Genomic DNA, 19974 nt, shown 5'->3' with positions numbered 1-19974 from the left:
GAGCGTGATCGTACGAGAGGAGCGCGGCCGTGGAGTGGTTCACCGCACCCGACTACTGGCTGAGCAGGCTGGTCTTCCAGCGGGCCCTGGCCGTCATGTACCTGGTCGCCTTCCTGACCGCCGCCCTGCAGTTCCGTCCGCTGATCGGCGAGCGCGGCATGCTGCCCGTGCCCCGCTTCGTGGAGCGGGTGCCGTTCAGGCGGGCGCCCAGCCTGTTCCAGCTCCGCTACTCGGACCGCCTCTTCGCGTGCTGCGCCTGGGCGGGCTGCGCGGTGTCGGCGGCGCTGGTGGCGGGGCTGGACGCGCTGCTGCCGCTGTGGGGGGCGATGCTGCTGTGGCTGGTGCCGTGGGCGCTGTACCTGTCGGTGGTCAACGTCGGGCAGACCTGGTACTCCTTCGGCTGGGAGTCGCTGCTGCTGGAGACCGGCTTCCTCGCGGTCTTCCTCGGCAACGACGAGGTGGCGCCGCCGGTCCTGGTGCTCTTCCTGCTGCGCTGGCTGCTCTTCCGGGTGGAGTTCGGGGCGGGGCTGATCAAGATGCGCGGCGACGAGTGCTGGCGGAAGCTGACCTGCCTGGACCACCACCACGAGACCCAGCCGATGCCGGGGCCGCTGAGCTGGTTCTTCCACCGGCTCCCCCGGCCGCTGCACCGCGTGGAGGTGGCCGCGAACCACGTCACGCAGCTCGTGGTGCCCTTCCTGCTGTTCACGCCGCAGCCCGTCGCGACGGCCGCCGCGGCACTGATGATCGTGACCCAGCTGTGGCTGGTGCTGTCGGGCAACTTCTCCTGGCTGAACTGGATCACCATCGTGCTGGCCCTGTCGGCGGTGCGGTTCCCGGCCGATCCGCCGTCCGTGTCCCCCGCGCCGCTCTGGTACGAGGTCGTGGTCCTCGCGGTCGCGGCCCTGCTGCTCTTCCTCAGCCACCGGCCCGTCCGCAACATGGTCTCCCGCCGCCAGGTGATGAACCGCTCCTTCGACCCGCTGCACCTGGTCAACACCTACGGCGCCTTCGGCACCGTCAGCCGGGTCCGCTACGAGGTGGTGATCGAGGGCACCGCCGACGAGGTGGCCCGCGAGGACTCGGACTGGCGGGAGTACGAGTTCAAGGGCAAGCCCGGTGACCCGCGGCGCTGGCCGCGCCAGTTCGCGCCGTACCACCTGCGGCTGGACTGGCTGATGTGGTTCGCCGCGCTCTCGCCCTCGTACGCCGGCTCCTGGTTCGGCACCCTGGTGGAGCGGCTGCTGGAGAACGACCGCGCGACACTGAGGCTGCTGCGCCGCTCCCCGTTCCCGGCCGACGCACCGCCCCGTTTCGTCCGCGCCCGGCTGTTCCGGTACCGGTACACGACGTGGCGCGAGCTGCGGGAGACGGGCGCGTGCTGGCAGCGGACGTATGTGCGGGAGTACCTGCCGCCGACCCGGCTGGCCGGGGCGCCGGACAGGCCGTAGCGGGCCCCGGTCCGGCTCACCGCGCGCCGGTGAGCCGGACCGTGCGGCGCTAGGCGCGCCTCAGGCGCAGGGTCGTCAGCTGGAACGGGCGCAGCCGTACGGCGATCCGCTCACCGTCCTGCTCGATCGCGGGCCCCTGCTCGGCCGCCGGGCGCTCCAGCAGGTCGGTGACCGCCGCCTCCGCGACGGGGAACCCGGCCGTCAGGGTGGCCCTGGCCCGGCCGCCGTGGGCCTCGTGGAAGCGGACCACCACGTCTCCGCTGCCGTCGTCGGCCAGTTTCACGGCGGTGACCACGACCGCGTCGTGGTCGACCGTCACCAGCGGCGCCACCTCGCCCGCGCCCGGCACCCGCCGCTCGGGCAGGTTGATCCGCCAGCCCTCGCGCACGGCGTCGCCGATGTCCGCACCCGGCACCAGCGCGTGCCGGAAGCGGTGCACGCCTTGGTCGGTCTCCGGGTCGGGGAAGCGCGGGGCACGCAGCAGCGACACCCGCACGGTGGTGGTCGTCCCCGCGTCGCCGTCGGTGCGGACGGTGCGGGTCACGTCGTGGCCGTACGTCGAGTCGTTGACGACCGCCACGCCCCAGCCGGGCTCCTCCAGGTGGACGAAGCGGTGGTTGCACGCCTCGAACTTGGCCGCCTCCCAGCTGGTGTTGGTGTGGGTGGGCCGGTGGAAGTGCCCGAACTGGGTCTCCGAGGCATACCGCTCGGCATGCAGGTCGAGCGGGAAGGCGAGCTTGAGGAACTTCTCCGTCTCGTGCCAGTCGACCTCGGTGTCCACCTCCAGCCGCCGCTCCCCCGGCGCCAGCGTCAGTGTCTGGGTGACGCGGGAGGAGCCGAAACGGCGGACGACCCGCACCGAGGCGCCGTCGTCGCCGGGGCCGACCTCGTCGGTGTCGGTGAGGTCGGTGACGGTGTTGCGGTAGAACTCGTCGACGTCCCAGGCGTCCCACTTGTTCGGCAGGTCGGGGTGGAGCTGGAGGAGGTTCCCCGCCCGGCCCGGCGCGATCGTCTCGCGGTCGGCCGCGAGGTCGTACACCGACACGAGCAGACCGCGGCCGTCGATCCCGACCCTCAGCAGTCCGTTGTCCAGGACGTGACCGCCCTCCGGGCGGGGGGTCAGGACGGTGCGGCCCTCGGTGACGGGAGCGGCGGCGGCGCCGGCCGGGACGCCGGTGCGGGTGTGGGGGGCGGCGTTGAAGAGGAGCGGGGTGTCGCCCTCGCCGGCCAGGGCGCGTTGGGCGGCGTCGATGATGCCGTCCAGCTCCCGGGCGACGCGGTCGTAGGTCGCGCGCGCCTCGCGGTGCACCCAGGCGATGGAGGAACCGGGCAGGATGTCGTGGAACTGGTGGAGCAGGACCGTCTTCCAGATGCGGTCCAGGTCGTCGTACGGATAGGGGAACCCGGTGCGCACCGCGGCCGTGGCCGCCCACAACTCGGCCTCCCGCAGCAGGTGTTCGCTTCGGCGGTTGCCCTGTTTGGTCCTGGCCTGGCTGGTCAGGGTGGCGCGGTGCAGTTCCAGGTAGAGCTCGCCGACCCAGACCGGCGGCTCGGGGTTCTCGGCCTCGGCCTTCGCGAAGAAGGCCCGCGGGGTCTCCCAGGTGACGGTCGCCGACCCTTCGAGGTCGTGCAGCCGGGCGGCCTTGGCGACCATCTCGCGGGTGGTGCCGCCGCCGCCGTCGCCCCAGCCGGTGGGAGCGAGCGAGTGCCGGGCCACGCCCTTGTCCCGGAAGTTGCGGGCCGCGTGGGCGATCTCGTCGCCCCGCATCGAGCAGTTGTAGGTGTCGACGGGCGGGAAGTGCGTGAAGATCCGGGTGCCGTCGATGCCCTCCCAGCGGAAGGTGTGGTGCGGGAACCTGTTCGTCCGCGACCAGGAGATCTTCTGCGTCAGCAGGTACTTGGCGCCGGCCGCCTTGATGATCTGCGGCAGCCCGGCGGCGAAGCCGAAGGTGTCGGGCAGCCACGCCTCGTCGTTCTCGACGCCGAACTCGTCGAGGAAGAAGCGCTTGCCGTGCACGAACTGCCGGGCCATCGCCTCGGAGCCCGGCATGTTGGTGTCCGACTCCACCCACATGCCGCCGGCCGGCACGAACCGGCCGTCGGCCACGGCCTTCTTCACCCGTGCCCACACCTCGGGCCGGTGGTCGCGCACCCAGGCCCACTGCTGGGCCTGCGACATGGCGAAGACGAAGTCCGGCTCGTCCTCCAGCAGGGCGGTCATGTTGGACGCCGTGCGCGCGACCTTGCGGACGGTCTCGCGCAGCGGCCACAGCCACGCCGAGTCGATGTGGGCGTGACCGACGGCGCTGATGCGGTGCGCGGAGGCGGCGGCGGGGGCGGAGAGGACGCCGGTGAGGCGGGCACGGGCCTGTGCCGCCGTGCCGTTGACGTCCTGGAGGTCGACCGCGTCCAGGGCCTTGTCCACGGCGCGGAGGATCTCCCAGCGGCGGGGCGAGTCCACCGGCAGCTCGGCCATCAGCTCGCTCAGCACCTCCAGGTCGAGCACCAGGTGCCACACCGTCTCGTCTAGGACCGCGAGGTCCATGCGGGCGAGGGTGTAGAGCGGTTCGTCGCCGGCGGTCTCCTTGTCTCCGAGCGGCGTGGGCACGAAGGGGCGGGGGCCGAAGATGACGGGGTTGGAAGCCGCCTCGACGTGCAGGCGGACCTCCTCGCCGCCCGTGGCGGGGGCGGCGACGCGCACCCACTGGTTGCGCGGGCTGAGGCCCTTCACCGGGGTGCCGTCGGGCCGGTAGACCAGGCCCTCGCACTGGAAGCCGGGCATGCTCTCGTCGAAACCGAGGTCGAGGACCGCCTCGACGGTCCTCCCGGCCCACTCCTCGGGCACGGTCCCGGTGACGCGGAACCAGCTGGTGCCCCAGGGGGCGCCCCAGCGGGCGCCCACCTCTATGGGTTCGGGGTCGGCCGCGAGCCCCTCGGCGACCGGCACGGGCTCGCCGGGCGCGTGCCACACGGCGACGTCGAGCGGCACGGACTCGGGGTACACGGCGGGGCGGATGCGCTCGTCGAGGACGCGTTCGAGGCGGGCTTCGACCAGGTCGCGGTCGTCATGCATGCGGGGTCCTCCGTGGTCGGGGCGGGTGTTCCGGCGCGGCCGGCGGCCGGCGGGGGCGGCTTCGGAGTCGGCGGTTCACCGAAGGCGGGTCGGGGTCACAGGGGCGGACGTGGTGTACAGCTCCCCCACCGCGCGTCCTCCGAACCGTGCGGCACCCTCCCCCGGCGCGAGGCGCGGGCCGTCGGCGGAGCGGGCGGCGGACGGACGACGTGAGGGCGGCGGGCGGCGGACGGACGGCGTGAGGGCGGCGGGCGGCGGGCGGCGGACGGACGACGTGAGGGCGGCGGGCGGCGGCGAGGGAGCCGGAGCGCGCCGCGTGCCTCCGCCGCTCGGGCCCTCTCGACGCGGAGGCGTCCTGGCGGGCAGAGTGCTCACGTACTCGTCAGTAGTCCCGTTCCCGCACCCCGAGGAGCCCCTCCGTGACCAGCTGGGCCGGCCGGACCGCCGCCGACATCGCCGCCGCCGTCCGCGAGAAGCGCGCCACGCCCCGCGAGGTGGTGGCGGACCATCTCGCCCGGATCGAGCGCCTGGACGGCCGCGTCGGTGCCTTCCGCGCAGTCCGGGCCGAAGCGGCGCTCGGCGAGGCCGACGAGGTGGGCGCCCGGAGCGACCTGGCCGAACTCCCGCTGGCGGGCGTGCCGGTGGCGGTCAAGGACAACCTCGCGGTGTGCGGCGAGTCGAAGCGCGTGGGTTCCGCGGCGACGCCGGACACGCCCTCGGCCGCGGACCACGTCACCGTGGCCCGGCTGCGGGCGGCCGGGGCGGTGGTGGTGGGCCTCACCAACGTGCCCGAGCTGTGCGTGTTCGGCACCACCGAGGGCGTGCACGGCACGTCCCGCAACCCGTGGGACCCGGCCCGCTCCGCGGGCGGTTCGTCGGGCGGCGGCGCCGCCGCGGTCGCCGCGGGTCTGGTGCCGCTGGCGCTCGGCAACGACGGCATGGGCTCGCTGCGCATTCCGGCGGCCAACTGCGGCCTGGTCACCATCAAACCGGGCCACGGTGTGGTCCCGGCCGGCATCGGCGAGGGCGACTGGTTCGGCATGTCCGAGAACGGGCCGCTGGCCACGACGGTCGAGGACGCGCGCCTGATGCTGGCGGTCCTCGCCGGCGACGACCTCACGGACGGCGGACCGCCGCGCCGCGCGGACGGCGGCACCCTGCGGATCGCGGCCTCCGCGCGCAGCCCCCTGGCCGGCGTCCCCGTCTCCCGCCCGTACGCGAACGCCGTCCGCGAGGCGGCCGGTCTGCTCATGAAGGCGGGTCACCAGGTGCGGCGGGCCGACCCGCCCTACCCCGCCTCGCTGGGTCTCACCGCCCTGGCCCACTGGACGGCGGGCACGGCGGTGGACGCCCGGGGACTGGACCGGCGCCGGCTGGCCCGGCGGACCCGGGTGCACGCGGCCCTCGGGCGGGCCTTCGTACGCACGGCCGCCGCCGGCGAGGGACGCGAGGCACTGCGCGCACGCCTGGAGCCGTTCTTCGAGGCGTACGACGTCCTGCTCACCCCGGCGCTGGCCCGCCGCTCCCCCGCCGCCGCGCCCTGGCACGAGCGGGGCTGGCTGCGCAACATCGTGGCCGACACGGCCTACTCGCCCTTCACTCCGCCGTGGAACCTGACCGGCTGGCCCGCGATGGCGGTACCGGTCGGCACCCTGCCCTCGGGCGCCCCCTGCGCCGTACAGCTGGTGGGGCGACCGGGTGCGGAGGCGGCGCTGCTGGAGCTGGCGGAGCGGATCGAGGCGCTGCGCCCGTGGCGGCGGACGGCACCCCTGGAGTGAGCGCCCCGTCCCGGCGCTCGCCGCGGGGCCCGCTAGAGGGCGCGGTACATGACGTGCAGGCCGACCCGCCCGTGCCGCGGGTGGTCGAAGGCGTCCGGCACCGTGCCCAGGACGGTGAAGCCGAGGGAGGTCCAGAGGCGTACGGCGGGGTTGGTCTCCACGACGGCGTTGAAGACCATGCCCCGGTACCCGTCGGCGGCTGCGGCGGCCAGGACGTGTTCGGCGAGGGCCCGTCCGGTGCCGCGGCCGGCCCGGTCGGGGTCGACCATGAAGCCGGCGTTGGCGATGCCCGCTGCGGGGCCGCCGTAGTTGGGGGTGACGTAGGCGGAGGCGACGACGGTGCCGTCGTCCTCGGCGACGTAGACGCGTTTGGCGGGGTTCATCCACAGGGCCCGGGCGTCCTCCTCGGACGTGTCCGGGTCCCAGGCGTAGGTCTCGCCGGCCGCGACGATGCGGTGCCAGATGGGCCAGATGTGCGGCCAGTCACCGGCCGTCGCTTCCCTGATCAGCATGGGCGCGAGTCTGGCACGCCCATGCCTGTGGCGGATCCTGCGGGTCGCGCGCGGTCAGTCCACGCTGGGCAGGATGTGGGGCTCGGCGAGGTCCTCCTCGTAGCCCGCGAGGCGGATGGGGGCGGAGCGGGCCCACACGTCGAGGCTGCCGAGCTCTCCTGGCCGGCGGCCCCCGCGCTCGATGCGTTCCTTGGGGCGTTGCTCTGGATTCGTCGTCTCCGGTGTCACCGCGCACTCCTTATGTGTCGGGTCACCCTAGGGGCCTGTCGGCCGAGTCTGCTGTCCGGCACCAGACGCCCGCTGGGGTTTCAGTCGCATGCAGTTCGGACGCGGTGGCGCCGGCAACTCGGGCGAGAGCAGGCCGTTGTGAACCGGCTTGTCCCAAGACGGACCTCGGGTGTGGGTGGAGCCCTGTGCTGTCCGTCCGGTCCAGATTAACCAAATGAGCGGGGGTGCGCTCTATGGGGCCCAAAACATGGGAGAACCATTGCCCTTCCTATCCTGCCCAGTTGGCCCGAGTATGCCGGGATGGACCCGTTTGCGCACCACAGGTGACTCACCCGTTCGGCCGATGCGGCCGACCGCATCTTCGATTCTCGTCGGAGGCCGGGCCGCACCGTTCAGTTGCCGTTGGCTGCGCCGCAAGCCGGCCATGGTCTGCTGTGGGTCGGCAACGGCTGTCTCGTGGGAGGACCGAGGCATGGAACTGCGCAGCGTCGAGGAGCTGATGGACCTGCTGTACGCCTGCCGGGGCGAGGGGGCCTTCGCGGAGCGCGGCAGCGGGCGGGTGGACCTGCACGAGCACGCGCTGCGCACCGCCGCGCTCCTGCGCCGGCGTCGCCCCGCCGACAAGGAGCTCCAGGTGGCGGGTCTGGTGGCACCCGTGGGCCGGCTGCTGCGGTCCGGCGACCCCGCCGGCCGGACGGCCGACGCGGTGCGGCCACTGCTCGGCGCGCGCGTCGCCCGGCTGCTGCGCCGGCACGCCCACCCGGACGCCTGGGCCCACGACGAGGATCTTGTCCGTCTGCACCAGGCGGCCGAGGAGGCCCGCACCACCGTCTTCGACGCCGGGGTCCTGGAGGACTGGCGCACGGTGCTGGAGCTGACGGCGGCGCGGCACTCGCGGCTGGGAGCCGTCGACTGAACGGGCCCTCCCGGATCAGGACGGCGCTCCGCCGACCGGCCGACGGATCACGGCCGTTGTCCCGGCGGGATCTTCACCACTTGCCGGGCGCGTAGTCCTTGAGGAAGACGCCGTACAGGTCCTCGCCCGCCTCACCGCGCACGATCGGGTCGTAGACGCGGGCGGCGCCGTCCACCAGGTCCAGCGGAGCGTGGAAACCGGCCTCGGCCAGCCGCAGCTTGTCGAAGTGCGGACGCTCGTCCGTGATCCAGCCGGTGTCCACCGAGGTCATCAGGATGCCGTCGGTGTCGAACATCTCCTGGGCGCTGGTCCGCGTGACCATGTTCATGGCCGCCTTGGCCGCGTTGGTGTTCGGGTGGCCCGCACCCTTGTAGCCGCGGGCGAAGACACCCTCCATCGCGGAGACGTTGACGACGTAGGCACGCTTCGCGGGGGCCCGGCGCGCGGCCTCGGCCATCGCCGGGCGCAGCGCGCTGATGAGGATGAACGGCGAGGTGTAGTTGCACAGCTGGGTCTCCAGCAGTTCCACCGGGGAGATCTGCTCGATGGTCTGGACCCAGGTGTTGGTGTCGACGACGTCGGGGACCAGGCCGCCCGCGTCGATGGCGGTGCCGTCGCGGTGCCGGACCACGCTGGCGTTGCCGGCGACCAGGGCGAGGTCGGCCACCTTCTGCGCGTCGAGCCCCGAGACGCCGACGGGCAGCGCCGTCAGTCCGTCCACCGCTCCGGAGTTGAAGGCGCCGATGACGTGGTGGGCGGGCAGTTCACCGGCCGGCAGCGGGGCGCTCTCGCCCTCGACGAGCGCGGCGTACGCGGAGGGCAGGCGGCGCACGGTCTGGGTGGCGTTGTTGATCAGGATGTCGAGCGGTCCCTGCTCGGTGACCTGGTCGGCCAGGGCCACCGCCTGGGCGGGGTCGCGCAGGTCGATGCCGACGACCTCCAGCCGGTGGATCCAGTCCGCCGAGTCGTCCATGGCCTTGAAGCGGCGGATGGCGTCCTTGGGGAAGCGGGTCGTGATCGTGGTGTGCGCCCCGTCGCGCAGCAGCCGGAGCGCGATGTACATGCCGATCTTGGCCCGGCCGCCGGTGAGCAGCGCCCGCTTGCCGGTGAGGTCGGCGCGGGCGTCGCGGCGGGCCCGGTTCTCGGCGGCGCAGCTCTGGCAGAGCTGGTGGTAGAAGTAGTCGACCTCGGTGTAGCGCTGCTTGCAGATGTAGCACGAGCGGGGACGCTGGAGTATCCCCGCGATGCTGCCCTCCTCGGTGCGGGAGGAGGGCAGGATGCCTTCGGTCTCGTCGTCGATGCGCTCGGCGGACCCGGTGGCGGTGGCCTCGGTGACGGCCTTGTCGTGGGCGGTCTTGGCGGCCCGGCGCTCCTGACGGCGGCGCTGCTTGACCATCCGGTAGATGTGCGAGGTGGCCCGGCGGACCCGGACGGCGTCCGGGTGGTCGACGTCGAGTCCGTCGAGTTCCTCCAGCACGCTCAGGCAGACGGCGAGCCGCTCCGGGTCGATCCCCGGGCCGTACACCACCTCGTCCGTGCTCGCCGAACCGTCCTGTGTCACCGTCATCGCCGCTGCCGTTCCTGATCACCGTCGCGGCGCTCCGACTCGCGCCCGCTTTCGAACGGCGGATTTTACTTCAGCGGCGGGCCGGGACGCCAAACGCGCCGGCTCAGGGACCGCAGGCCGTGAGCAGCGTCTCCACCTCCCGGGAGAGGGCCAGGGCGAAGCGGTCCAGATCCGGTACGGCCTTCCCGTCGGCGACCAGGCCGTAGTGGACCTGCCCGCGGTACGTCGAGACGGCCACCGCCAGGGAGTGGCCCCGGGCCAGCGGTGCGAGCGGGTAGACCTCGGTGAGCGGATGGCCGCCGAGCCGCAGGCCGAGGCTGGGCAGGGGCACGCTGGTGACCAGGATGTCGAACCAGAGCCGGGCGGCCTGGCCGACCAGGGGCCCGCCGAGCCGGTGGCCGAGCGCGGGCACGTGGTCGGCGAGCAGGGCGACGGCCCCGGCTCCCCGGCCCGGCCCGGCGTCCTTGTTGCGGTCCATGGCGGTGCGCACCGCGTCGAGGCGGGAGAGCGGGTCGGGATCGCCGACCGGGAGCCGTGTCAGGTATCCGGAGAGCCGGTTGCCCTGTGGGTGGGCGGTACGCGGCCGGCGCTTGGCGACGGGGATCAGGGCACGGGGCGCGACGCCCTCGCTGCCGTCGCCGCGCTCGTCCAGCCAGCTGCGCAGCGCACCCGCGACGACCGCGATCAGGACGTCGTTGACGGTGCCGCCGACGGTCTTGCGCACCCGGTGCACGTCGTCCAGGTCGACGGCGACGCCCGCGGTGCGGCGGGTGCCGGAGGATGCGGCGGTGAGCGCGGCGGAGGAGCGCACGTCGAGGGTGGACAGGGCCGCGGCGGCGCCGATGTCGAGGGCCCGGCCGGCGTCGGACAGGGCGTCGCGCACCCTCTCCGGCAGTCTGCGCACGTCCGGCAGGAGCTTTCGGGCGGGCTGCTCGGGGCGCGAGCGCGGCGCGGGCAGGTCCATCGGGTCGAGAACCCCGGCGGCGAGGGTCAGTGCGCGCAGGCCGTCGGCCAGGGCGTGGTGGAACTTGAACAGCACGGCGAAGCGGTCGCCGTCCGCGCCCGGCAGCACGTGCGCCTCCCAGGGCGGCCGGCCGCGCTCCAGCGGGCGCTCCATGAGGCGGCCCGCCCGGGCGTGGAAGTCCGTCGTCGGGGCGTGCAGCCGCACGTGGTCGAGCGGGTCGAAGCCGGGGGCGGGTTCCCGGGTCGCGCCGCCGAACGAGAAGGGCGTCCGCAGGGCGGGCGGCTGCCAGGTGTCCCGGATGCGCATCCGCAGGCCGGGCACGCCCGGGGCGCGGGCCGCGAGCAGGTCCGCCGCGTGGGCGCCCGCGGTCGGCGAGCCGGCCTCGAAGACCCCGAGCGCGCCGAGGTGCATGGGGTGCTCGGCGGACTCGATGTTCCAGAACGCCAGGTCGAGAGGAGCGAGCGGATCGGAAGTCAAGGGTGGTCCTCGCAGGGACGACGGGTGGACAAACAGTCAATCGCCCCGCGTCGATTACGGTCAAGTACGATCAAGCTACGCACAGTTAACATCAGGTTAAAGTCCCACCCCCTGACCGGGCCCCGATCGCGGTGCCCCATGGGGTCACGGCGCCCGGGCCGGTGGAGGCGGTGCCGCCCGCGCCGGGGTGCGCCACCCGGACGGGTGCGGGCCGATCGTGCGGGCCGGCGACCGGCGGGCGGGCCGCGGTCCGCGGCCGGGCGGACGGCGCCTCGTCCGTCCGCCCGTCGTGGTGCGCGGTCACCTCAGGCGAAGCGCCAGAGGTGGTCGTCGGTGCCGTTGTCCTCGTACTGCACGACGGGCGCCCCGGGCCGTCACCCGTCCGTCACGGCACCCGCTGTCCCTTGCCGAGCGCGATCACGCCGCCCTTGGAGACCGTGTACAGCTCGCCGTCCCGCTCCGGGTTGACACCGATCGTCGCGCCCGGCGGCACGTCGACGTTCTTGTCCAGCACCGCCCCGCGCACCACCGCGCCCCGGCCGATGTGCACGTTGTCGTGCAGCACCGAACCCTGTACGACGGCCCCCGGGTCGATCACCACGCCCGGTGACAGCACGGACCGGGTGACCTGCCCGCGGATCAGGCAGCCCGCGCTGATGATCGACTCACTGGCCATGCCGCCGGCGTTGAAACGGGCCGGGGAGAGCTGGGCGGAGTGGGTGTAGACGGGCCAGTCCCGGTTGTAGAGGTTGAAGGCGGGGCGCTCCGCGATCAGGTCCATGTGGGCGTCGTAGTAGGCGTCGAGCGTGCCGACGTCCCGCCAGTACCCCTGGTCCCGGGAGGTCTCCCCCGGCACGTGGTTGTCGCTGAAGTCGTACAGGGCGGCCTCACCGCGGTCGGTGAGCTGGGGCAGGATCGAGCCGCCCATGTCGTGCACGGAGTTCTCGTCCTCGGCGTCCCGGTGCAGGGCCTCGATGAGGGCCTTGGTGGTGAAGACGTAGTTGCCCATCGAGGCGAAGACGCACCCGGGGTCGTCGGGCAGCCCGGGCGGGTCCGCGGGCTTCTCCAGGAAGCCGGTGACGGTCCGGCCGTCGGCGCCGGGAGTGATCACGCCGAAGGACGACGACTCGCCGCGCGGGACGCGTATCCCGGCCACGGTCACGCCCGCGCCGGACTCGATGTGCTGGGTGAGCATCTGGCGCGGGTCCATCCGGTACACGTGGTCGGCGCCGAAGACCGCGACGTAGTCGGGCTGTTCGTCGTGGACGAGGTTCAGGGACTGGAGGATCGCGTCGGCGCTGCCCAGGTACCAGCGCGGGCCCAGCCGCTGCTGGGCCGGGACGGGGGTGACGTAGTTGCCGAGCAGGCTGGACATCCGCCAGGTGGTGGTGATGTGCCGGTCCAGCGAGTGCGACTTGTACTGGGTGAGGACGCAGATCCGCAGGATGTCGCCGTTGACCAGGTTGGACAGCACGAAGTCGACCAGCCGGTACGTGCCCCCGAACGTGACCGCGGGTTTGGCGCGGTCCGCGGTCAGGGGCATCAGGCGTTTGCCCTCTCCGCCCGCCAGCACGATGCCGAGCACCGAAGGACCTCCACGACGCATGGCCGCTCCCCTCACCCTCGTTCACCCTCGGCTGCCCCGGACCGGGGCTGCCTAAGCCTGTTTGAGGATCTCCTCGTAGAGGCGCACGGTGCGACGGGCGACCGCGTCCCAGCCGAACTCGTCCACCGCGCGCCGCCGGCCGGCCTCACCCATCCGCCGGGCGCCCTCCGGGTCGCCGAGGACGGAGTCCAGCGCCCGCGCGAGTCCCGCCTCGAAGTCGTCGTCCCGGTCCCCGCCCACCCCGTCGTCCTTGGGCACGAGGACCCCCGTCTCGCCGTCCGCCACGACCTCGGGGATGCCGCCGACCCGGGAGGCCACGACGGGCGTCCCGCAGGCCATCGCCTCCAGGTTGACGATGCCGAGCGGCTCGTACACGGAGGGGCAGACGAAGACGGCGGCGTGCGTCAGGAGCTGGATCACCTCACGGCGCGGCAGCATGCTCGGGATCCAGTACACGCCCTCGCGGGCGCGGCTCAGCCCGGCGAAGAGGTCGCGGAACTCCTGGTCGATCGCGGGGGTGTCCGGGGCGCCGGCGCAGAGCACGACCTGCGCGGCCGGGTCGATGTCCCGCACGGCGCGCAGCAGGTGGGGCACGCCCTTCTGGCGGGTGATGCGGCCGACGAACAGCACGTACGGGCGGGAGCGGTCCAGGCCTACCCGGTCCAGGGCGTCGGTGCCGGGGTCGGGCCGGTACAGGGCGGTGTCGATGCCGTTGTGCACGACGTGGACGCGGCCGGGATCCAGCGCCGGGTAGCAGGCGAGGATGTCCTCGCGCATCGCCCCGGACACGGCCACGACCGCGTCGGCCGCCTCGACCGCGGTGCGCTCGGCCCAGCCGGACAGGGCGTAGCCACCGCCGAGCTGCTCGGCCTTCCAGGGGCGCAGGGGCTCCAGGGAGTGGGCGGTCACCACGTGCGGGATGCCGTACAGGAGCTTGGCGAGGTGACCGCCGAGATTGGCGTACCAGGTGTGGGAGTGGACCAGTTCGCGGCCTTCGAGGGCGGCGGCCATGGCGAGGTCCACGGAGAAGGTGCGCAGCGCGTCGTTGGCTCCGTCGAGCGCGGACCAGGAACGGTGGCGCAGCACCCCGTCGGCACGGCCCTCGCCCCAGCAGTGCACGTCCAGGTCGACGAGGCGGGCGAGCTCCCGGGCGAGGAACTCGACATGGACGCCCGCGCCGCCGTACACGTCCGGCGGGTACTCGCGGGTCAGCAGTCCCACACGCACCCGGAACCTCCCGTGCTCGTCGGCTGGTCCCTTCATGGTCACTCAGACGGGGCGCGTGGGGAAGAGCGCGGGTGCCGGGAGATCACGGAGGGCGGGGAGCGGGGAGCGGGAATCAGGGATCAGGGAGAGCGGGGAGCCGAGAGCGAGGAGCCGGGAGCCGGGATCAGGGATCGCGGGGAGAGCGCGCAGTGCGGGCGGCCCGGGGAGGGCCGGGGAGCCGGGATCAGGGATCGCGGGGAGAGCGTGCAGTGCGGGCGGCCCGAGGAGGGCCGGGGGAGCCGGGCGGCCGGGAGAAGCAGCAGTCGCCGCAGAGCCCTCCGCCGGGCACCCGGTAGTACAGGCAGCAGCTCCGGCGGCGGAAGGCGGTGCCGGTGAGCGCTCCCGTCCCGGCGAGCAGGGGGTGGGCGAGGAGCCCGGAGGTCAGCGAGCGGGCACGGGCGGCGGTGTCCGTACGGCCGTGGCGGCGGGCCCAGCGGTCCAGCTCCCGCCCTGCTCCGGCCAGCGCGGAGGCGGCGTTGCCCCGGAGCAGCCCGGTGGCCACGCGGTAGCGGGCGTGGAGGGTCGCCGTCAGCGGCGTGAGATGCGTGCGGAGTACGACCTCCGCGATCGTGGCGACGTCCCCCGGCCGCGAACGCACCTCGGCGAGCCACAGATCGTCGGGGGCGGTGGCGTCGGGGTCCCAGTGCAGCAGGGACGGTGCGAGGTCGGGGACGTGACCGTAGAGGGCGGCGCAGCCCAGCGTCACCGACCACAGGCGGGCGGCGAGCCCTTGGTGGGCGACGGAGGCGGCGACACGCCTGTCGGGGGCGCGGATCGCGGCGGCGACCTTGTGGACGCGGAAGGCGAGGGGGTCCGCCCGAAGCGGTGCCGGGGCGTCCGGCGTCGCGTCTCCGGGGCCTCCGAAGCCGGTGCCGCCGGGGCCGTCGTGTGCCCGGCCTCCCTGTCCGGGTTCGCCGTCGACCGGGGCGTAGGCGTGTGCGAGGGTGGGGAACGGCCCGTACGGTGACGTTTTCGACGCGTGCAGCACGGAGAAGCCGCCGAGCGGGCGGAGCGCTGCGAGGTCGGGGTCGAGGTCCACGGTGAGCAGTACTATCAGGGCCCCTAGGGGGCGTTGCTCAGGGGGCCGGGCCGCGAGTACCCCACCCTGGGGAGGACGGCACCGCCGTCATACTCCATCGGCAGTAGGACTCAATGAGTGCTCAGGGACGACGACGGGAAGCTCCTGGGACGGCATCGTGTTGTCCATGGATGACGACCGTTCGCCGCGCCGGGCCGAGAGCCCCCGCCTCACGCAGAGGAGCAGCCGATGAGCGCCCTCGCGTTGTCCGTGCTGCTGTCGCTCGTCTCCGCCGTGGCGTACGCGGGCGGAGCGATCGTGCAGGAGCGGGTCGCGGTCTCCTCCCCCGGTGCTCAGTACGCTCCCCTGCGCCGCCCCGCCTGGTGGGCGGCGGTCGCGCTCAACGGCCTCGGTGGTCTCCTGCACGTCGTGGCCCTGGCTCTCGGTCCGCTGAGCCTGGTGCAGCCGCTGGGAGCGCTCACCATCGTGTTCGCCCTGCCCATGGCGGCGCTGTTCGTCGGCCGCAGGGCCGGGGCGACGGCCTGGCGCGGCGCCCTCATGGCGACGGTCGGTCTCGCCGGTCTGCTGTCCCTGGTCGGCGCGTCGGACGCGCAGTCCCTGGACACCGCGCAGCGGGTGGGCGCGGCGGTCGTGACCGGCGGTGTGGTCGTGGCCCTGATGATCGCCGGCCGGGCCGCCCACCGGCACCCGGCGGTGCGCAGCATCCTGCTCGCGACCGCGTCCGGCATCGCCTTCGGCATGTCGTCGGTCTTCACCAAGACGGTGGCGGTCGACTGGACCGGCGGTGTGTCGGGCGCCGACGTGCCGTCCCTGGCCGTGATCGGCGTGCTCGCCACGGCCGGCATGCTGCTGTCCCAGGCTTCCTACCGGGGCGCCGGTCTCGCGGCCCCGCTCGCCACGCTGACGGTCGTCAACCCGGTGGTGGCCGCGGTGGTCGGGATCACGATGTTCGGCGAGACCTTCCGCTACGGCACGACCGGCACCCTGCTCGCCCTGGGCTGCGGTGTGGTGGCCGCCGGCGGACTGATCCTCCTGACGACGGAACGGATCGCGCGGGAGGGCGCCGACGGGGAGGCCGTGCCCCTTCCGGCCGCTGTCGTCCCGACTGCGGCTCACTCATCGGCGGCCGTCCCGGCGGCAGCCCTCCCCACGATGGCCCGCCCGGCGATGACCCGCCCGACGGTGGCCGTCCCGGCGGTGGCTCCCCCGGCGGTGGCTCCCCCGGCGGTGGCCGAGTCCAACGCCGGGCCGTCGGGGGACGCCCCGAGGGCCGCGGGCGCGCCGGTGACCGGGCAGCGGGGCGGCTCGCTGCCCGACAAGGTCTTCGTGCCCTCCCCGGCGGCACCGCCGGTCCCGGACACCGTCCCCGCCGAGGCGGCGCTCCAGGTTCGGGAACCTGTGGAGAGGGACGATCCGCCGCCGTTCTTCGGCCCGTTCCACAACGGTCCGTTCGTCCCGACGCCGGTGCTGGACCGGCACCGGGTGCGGATCAGATCCTGACCCCGCCGGCCCGCAGATACGCCAGCGGGTCGACATCGGAACCGAACCCGGGCCCCGTCCGCACCTCGAAGTGCAGATGCGGGCCCGAGCTGTTGCCCGTGGAGCCCGAACGGCCGATGCGCTGGCCGGCGCCGACCGACTGGCCGTCCCTGACGGAGATCGCCGAGAGGTGCGCGTACTGGGAGTAGCGGCCGTCCTCGTGTCTGACGACCACCTGGTACCCGTAGGAGCCGCCCCAGCCCGCACTGACGATCCGGCCCGCCGCGACCGACTTGACCGAGGTGCCGGTGGCGACGGGGAAGTCGACGCCGGTGTGGTAGCCCTTCGACCAGGACGAGCCCGCCTGGTGGTACGGCGTGCCGGTGGGGGCGTCGACGGGGGCGACGACCGCGTGGCGGGAGGTGGCCTTGTCGGCCTTGGCCGCCGTCTCCGTCTTGGCCTTGCTCTCCGTCTTGGCCTCGGCCTTGCCGCTGTCGGGGGACGACTTCTTCTTCTGCTGCTTCTGCTGCGGCTCGGCCGGCTTCGCCTTGGGCTTCTCGGCCGCTCTCGGCTTCTCCGCCGTCTTCTGCTCGGGGCGGGGCGCGGTGCTGGTCCCCTCGCCGCGCACCGCGAGGCGCTGCCCCGGCAGGATCAGGTCGGGGTCCGCTCCGATGGCGGCGCGGTTGGACTCGTACAGTCGCTGCCAGCCGCCCCGGACCTGCTGGGTGTCGGCGATGCCCGACAGGGTGTCCCCGGTGACCACCGTGTACATGCGGCCCTTGCCGGCCCGCGACTGCGGCGTGGTCTGGGGCTTGACGTCCTTCACCGAGTCCGGCTTCGCACCGGACCGCCCCGTGACCTTGCCCTTGCCCGAGGACTTCCCGGTGGACTTCTCGGCGGTCCGCTCCGTCCCCTTGCCGGGCCTCGCGTCCCCGGCCGGCCGGATGTCGGGCGTGTCGCCACCCCGGGTGAGTCCGGCCCGCTGCGAGCACACGGGCCATGCGCCGGGACCCTGGCCGTCCAGCACCTTCTCGGCGACGGCGATCTGCTGGTCCTTGGTGGCCAGATCCGCACGCGGGGCGTACTCGGTCCCGCCGAACGCCTCCCAGGTGGACTGGGTGAACTGCAACCCGCCGTAGTACCCGTTGCCGCTGTTGATGTCCCAGTCGTTGGTGGACTCGCAGGCGGCGACCTTGTCCCAGGTCTCCACGTCGGCCGCGTCCGCCGTGCCGGTTCCCATGAGCGGGAGCGCCAGTCCCGCGCCGCCCGCGGTGACGGTCAGTGAGGCGCGGTTGATCCTGTTCGGCTGATACCGGCGGTGCCGGCCGCGTACGGCCATGGAGGTCCCCCTCGACATTGCGTCAGGAGGGGCAAAAGTATGTGCTGCTAACAGGCCATGACAAGACGGCAATCGGCCGGTTGGTCACCCCAAGTGGCGGAGAAGGGATGCCCGTTGGCGGAGGAAGGAGCCCGTCCGCTGAGGCACCGGGGCCCTTCCCCGCGTACTGGAGTCCGCCGGACCAGGAGGTGCGACCGGCGTACCGGCACGTCAGGATGGTCGAGCGACGATACTGGCGGCACCACGGACACCAGAGCACCCACCGGCACCACGGCACCAGAGCCCGAGCACCACGGATACCGGGGCCCGAGTACCACCGGATACCAAGGCGCCAGAGATACCAGGGCACCACCGACACCAAGGTCACTAGGAGCCAACCCAATGAGCACTACAGCGCAGATCGGCGTCACGGGGCTCGCGGTCATGGGCCGCAACCTCGCCCGTAACTTCGCTCGCAACGGTTACACGGTCGCGGTGCACAACCGGACCGCGTCGCGCACGCGCGCACTGGTGGAGGAGTTCGGGAACGAGGGCGACTTCATCGCGACCGAGACCGCGAAGGAGTTCGTGGCGGCGCTGGAGCGGCCACGCCGCCTGGTGATCATGGTGAAGGCCGGCGACCCGACCGACGCGGTGATCCAGGAGTTCGCCCCGCTGCTGGAGCCCGGCGACATGATCATCGACGGCGGCAACGCCCACTTCGCGGACACCCGCCGCCGGGAACGCGAACTGCGCGAGCAGGGCATCCACTTCGTCGGCACCGGCATCTCGGGCGGCGAGGAGGGTGCGCTGAACGGGCCGAGCATCATGCCGGGCGGCTCGAAGGAGTCGTACGACTCGCTCGGCCCGATGCTGGAGAAGATCTCCGCGAAGGCGGCGGACGGGGCGCCCTGCGTGACGCACGTGGGCCCGGACGGTGCCGGGCACTTCGTGAAGATGGTGCACAACGGCATCGAGTACGCCGACATGCAGCTGATCGGCGAGGCGTACCAGTTGCTGCGTGACGTCGCCGGGTACGCGCCCGCCCGGATCGCCGAGATCTTCCGTACCTGGAACACCGGCCGGCTGGACTCCTACCTGATCGAGATCACCGCCGAGGTGCTGTCGCACGTCGACGCGGCGACGGGCGAGCCGTTCGTGGACGTGGTGGCCGACCAGGCGGAGCAGAAGGGCACCGGCCGCTGGACGGTGCAGATCGCGCTGGACCTGGGCGTGCCGGTGTCCGGCATCGCCGAAGCCGTCTTCGCCCGCTCCCTGTCCGGGCACGTCGCGCTGCGGGAGGCCTCGCGCGGGCTGGCCGGCCCGAAGGCGTCCCCGCTGGGCGAGGCGGAGGCGGCCGCCTTCGCGGACCGGGTGGAGCAGGCGCTGTACGCGTCGAAGATCGTGTCGTACACGCAGGGCTTCCACGAGGTCGCGGCGGGCAGCGAGGAGTACGGCTGGGACATCGACCTGGGGGCGGTCTCGGCGATCTGGCGCGGCGGCTGCATCATCCGCGCGGCCTTCCTGGACCGCATCCGCGCCGCCTACGACGCCCGCGCGGACCTGCCGAGCCTGCTGTCGGACGAGACGTTCGCGCGGGAGATCGCGGACGCCCAGGACGACTGGCGCGAGGTGCTGGTCGCCGCGACCCGACAGGGCGTACCGACGCCGGGCTTCGCCGCGGCCCTCGCCTACTACGACGCCCTGCGCGCCGAGCGGCTGCCGGCCGCGCTGACCCAGGGCCAGCGGGACTTCTTCGGAGCGCACACCTACCGGCGCACCGACCGGGACGGCGCGTTCCACACGCTGTGGGGCGGGGACCGGTCGGAGGTCACCGCGTAGTGGTCGCGGGCGAAGAAGCGGCGGGCGGCCGTACTGCCGCCCGCCGCTTCTTCGCCCGTCGCTCACCGCGCGTACGGCGGTTTCGGCCGCCTCAGCTCAGCGGCGGCCCGGGCTCCGGGTTGGGTACGGGCTCCGGCCCCGGCGGGATCGGCGATGGGGAGGGCTCGGGGGGACCCGGGTGCGGGGGTGGCGGTGTCGGCTGCGGGCCCGGCCCCGGGGGCTGCGGCGTCGGCTCCGGGCCGGGGCCCGGTGGCGGTGGCGGGGGTGTCGGTTCCGGGCCGGGGCCGGGCGTGGGCACCGGGTCGGGGTGCGGCTGGGGCTCCGGGTCCGGACCGGGCGCGGGTCCCGGCGTGGGCCCGGGTGGAACGGGATCCGGATACGGGTTCGTCATGGCGCTGTCCTCCGGCCAATCGGTCGACGTCGGCTCTGGACTTGTCCCCCGCCTACCCGAGGGAAGT

14 protein-coding genes are annotated in these 19974 nt (G+C 73.6%); 5 read left to right on the top strand and 9 right to left on the bottom strand.

Annotated elements, in window-relative coordinates; translation table 11 throughout:
* Positions 1–29 precede the first annotated feature (29 nt).
* On the top strand, positions 30–1451 hold the full coding sequence (locus SAM23877_RS31285; RefSeq protein ID WP_053140377.1) for a lipase maturation factor family protein: 1422 nt from the start codon (positions 30–32) through the stop codon (positions 1449–1451).
* A gap of 49 nt (positions 1452–1500) precedes the next feature.
* Here SAM23877_RS31285 and SAM23877_RS31280 read toward each other — a convergent pair whose 3' ends face one another.
* On the bottom strand, positions 1501–4524 hold the full coding sequence (locus tag SAM23877_RS31280) for an alpha-mannosidase (protein WP_053140375.1): 3024 nt from the start codon (positions 4522–4524) through the stop codon (positions 1501–1503).
* A 419-nt stretch (positions 4525–4943) separates the two neighbouring features.
* On the opposite strand from SAM23877_RS31280, the gene SAM23877_RS31275 reads away from it, so the two are divergent.
* A complete protein-coding gene (locus tag SAM23877_RS31275) occupies positions 4944–6302 on the top strand; it encodes an amidase (protein WP_053140373.1) in 1359 nt (452 codons plus the stop codon).
* A gap of 32 nt (positions 6303–6334) precedes the next feature.
* Here the strand turns inward: SAM23877_RS31275 and SAM23877_RS31270 are convergent, their stop codons facing one another.
* Both SAM23877_RS31270 and SAM23877_RS40375 read right to left on the bottom strand, forming a co-directional pair.
* Complete coding sequence (locus SAM23877_RS31270) at positions 6335–6814, bottom strand: GNAT family N-acetyltransferase (protein ID WP_053140371.1); 480 nt, start codon at positions 6812–6814, stop codon at positions 6335–6337.
* Positions 6815–6868: 54 nt separating this feature from the next.
* Positions 6869–7042 (bottom strand): hypothetical protein, encoded by a 174-nt coding sequence (locus tag SAM23877_RS40375; RefSeq protein ID WP_107291914.1) that lies wholly within the window; start codon positions 7040–7042, stop codon positions 6869–6871.
* Between the two features lie 472 nt (positions 7043–7514).
* Between SAM23877_RS40375 and SAM23877_RS31265 the strand changes: the two genes are divergently transcribed.
* A complete protein-coding gene (locus tag SAM23877_RS31265) occupies positions 7515–7958 on the top strand; it encodes a hypothetical protein (RefSeq protein ID WP_053140368.1) in 444 nt (147 codons plus the stop codon).
* Between the two features lie 73 nt (positions 7959–8031).
* On the opposite strand, the gene SAM23877_RS31260 is transcribed toward SAM23877_RS31265, so the two are convergent.
* The 5 genes from SAM23877_RS31260 to SAM23877_RS31240 form a co-directional block, all read right to left on the bottom strand.
* On the bottom strand, positions 8032–9525 hold the full coding sequence (locus tag SAM23877_RS31260) for an SDR family NAD(P)-dependent oxidoreductase (RefSeq protein ID WP_053140365.1): 1494 nt from the start codon (positions 9523–9525) through the stop codon (positions 8032–8034).
* A gap of 103 nt (positions 9526–9628) precedes the next feature.
* Complete coding sequence (locus SAM23877_RS31255; protein WP_053140362.1) at positions 9629–10966, bottom strand: wax ester/triacylglycerol synthase family O-acyltransferase; 1338 nt, start codon at positions 10964–10966, stop codon at positions 9629–9631.
* A 385-nt stretch (positions 10967–11351) separates the two neighbouring features.
* Positions 11352–12572 (bottom strand): glucose-1-phosphate adenylyltransferase, encoded by a 1221-nt coding sequence (gene glgC, locus SAM23877_RS31250; RefSeq protein WP_079030546.1) that lies wholly within the window; start codon positions 12570–12572, stop codon positions 11352–11354.
* A 51-nt stretch (positions 12573–12623) separates the two neighbouring features.
* Positions 12624–13799, bottom strand: coding sequence for a glycogen synthase (gene glgA, locus SAM23877_RS31245; RefSeq protein WP_053140356.1), 1176 nt, complete (start codon positions 13797–13799; stop codon positions 12624–12626).
* Between the two features lie 223 nt (positions 13800–14022).
* Positions 14023–14877: a (2Fe-2S)-binding protein gene (locus tag SAM23877_RS31240; protein ID WP_053140353.1), complete on the bottom strand. Its 855-nt coding sequence runs from the start codon at positions 14875–14877 to the stop codon at positions 14023–14025.
* 228 nt (positions 14878–15105) lie between these two features.
* Between SAM23877_RS31240 and SAM23877_RS31235 the strand changes: the two genes are divergently transcribed.
* The gene (locus tag SAM23877_RS31235; RefSeq protein ID WP_053140349.1) at positions 15106–16377 is read left to right on the top strand and encodes a DMT family transporter; all 1272 of its coding nucleotides are present in this window, start codon (positions 15106–15108) and stop codon (positions 16375–16377) included.
* Here SAM23877_RS31235 and SAM23877_RS31230 read toward each other — a convergent pair.
* Positions 16367–17695, bottom strand: coding sequence for a transglycosylase family protein (locus tag SAM23877_RS31230; protein WP_053140344.1), 1329 nt, complete (start codon positions 17693–17695; stop codon positions 16367–16369). The genes SAM23877_RS31235 and SAM23877_RS31230 overlap by 11 nt on opposite strands.
* A 381-nt stretch (positions 17696–18076) precedes the next feature.
* Here SAM23877_RS31230 and gndA point away from each other — a divergent pair, with 381 nt between their 5' ends.
* Positions 18077–19516, top strand: a complete 1440-nt coding sequence (gene gndA, locus SAM23877_RS31225) for an NADP-dependent phosphogluconate dehydrogenase (RefSeq protein ID WP_053140341.1) — start codon at positions 18077–18079, stop codon at positions 19514–19516.
* The last annotated feature ends 458 nt before the right edge of the window (positions 19517–19974 follow it).

It is taken from the genome of Streptomyces ambofaciens ATCC 23877 (genome assembly GCF_001267885.1).
GTDB lineage: Bacteria > Actinomycetota > Actinomycetes > Streptomycetales > Streptomycetaceae > Streptomyces > Streptomyces ambofaciens.
The sequence above is the reverse complement of the archived record's forward strand: the minus strand, read 5'-3'. Positions and strand labels throughout refer to the sequence as shown.

Excerpts from the sequence above, each read along its gene's own strand:
- SAM23877_RS31230 (WP_053140344.1), bottom strand. The coding sequence starts at position 17,695 with ATGGCCGTACGCGGCCGGCACCGCCGGTATCAGCCGAACAGGATCAAC.
- gndA (WP_053140341.1), top strand. The coding sequence starts at position 18,077 with ATGAGCACTACAGCGCAGATCGGCGTCACGGGGCTCGCGGTCATGGGC.
- glgC (WP_079030546.1), bottom strand. The coding sequence starts at position 12,572 with ATGCGTCGTGGAGGTCCTTCGGTGCTCGGCATCGTGCTGGCGGGCGGA.
- SAM23877_RS31280 (WP_053140375.1), bottom strand. The coding sequence starts at position 4,524 with ATGCATGACGACCGCGACCTGGTCGAAGCCCGCCTCGAACGCGTCCTC.
- SAM23877_RS31260 (WP_053140365.1), bottom strand. The coding sequence starts at position 9,525 with ATGACGGTGACACAGGACGGTTCGGCGAGCACGGACGAGGTGGTGTAC.
- SAM23877_RS31265 (WP_053140368.1), top strand. The coding sequence starts at position 7,515 with ATGGAACTGCGCAGCGTCGAGGAGCTGATGGACCTGCTGTACGCCTGC.
- SAM23877_RS31270 (WP_053140371.1), bottom strand. The coding sequence starts at position 6,814 with ATGCTGATCAGGGAAGCGACGGCCGGTGACTGGCCGCACATCTGGCCC.
- SAM23877_RS31235 (WP_053140349.1), top strand. The coding sequence starts at position 15,106 with ATGAGCGCCCTCGCGTTGTCCGTGCTGCTGTCGCTCGTCTCCGCCGTG.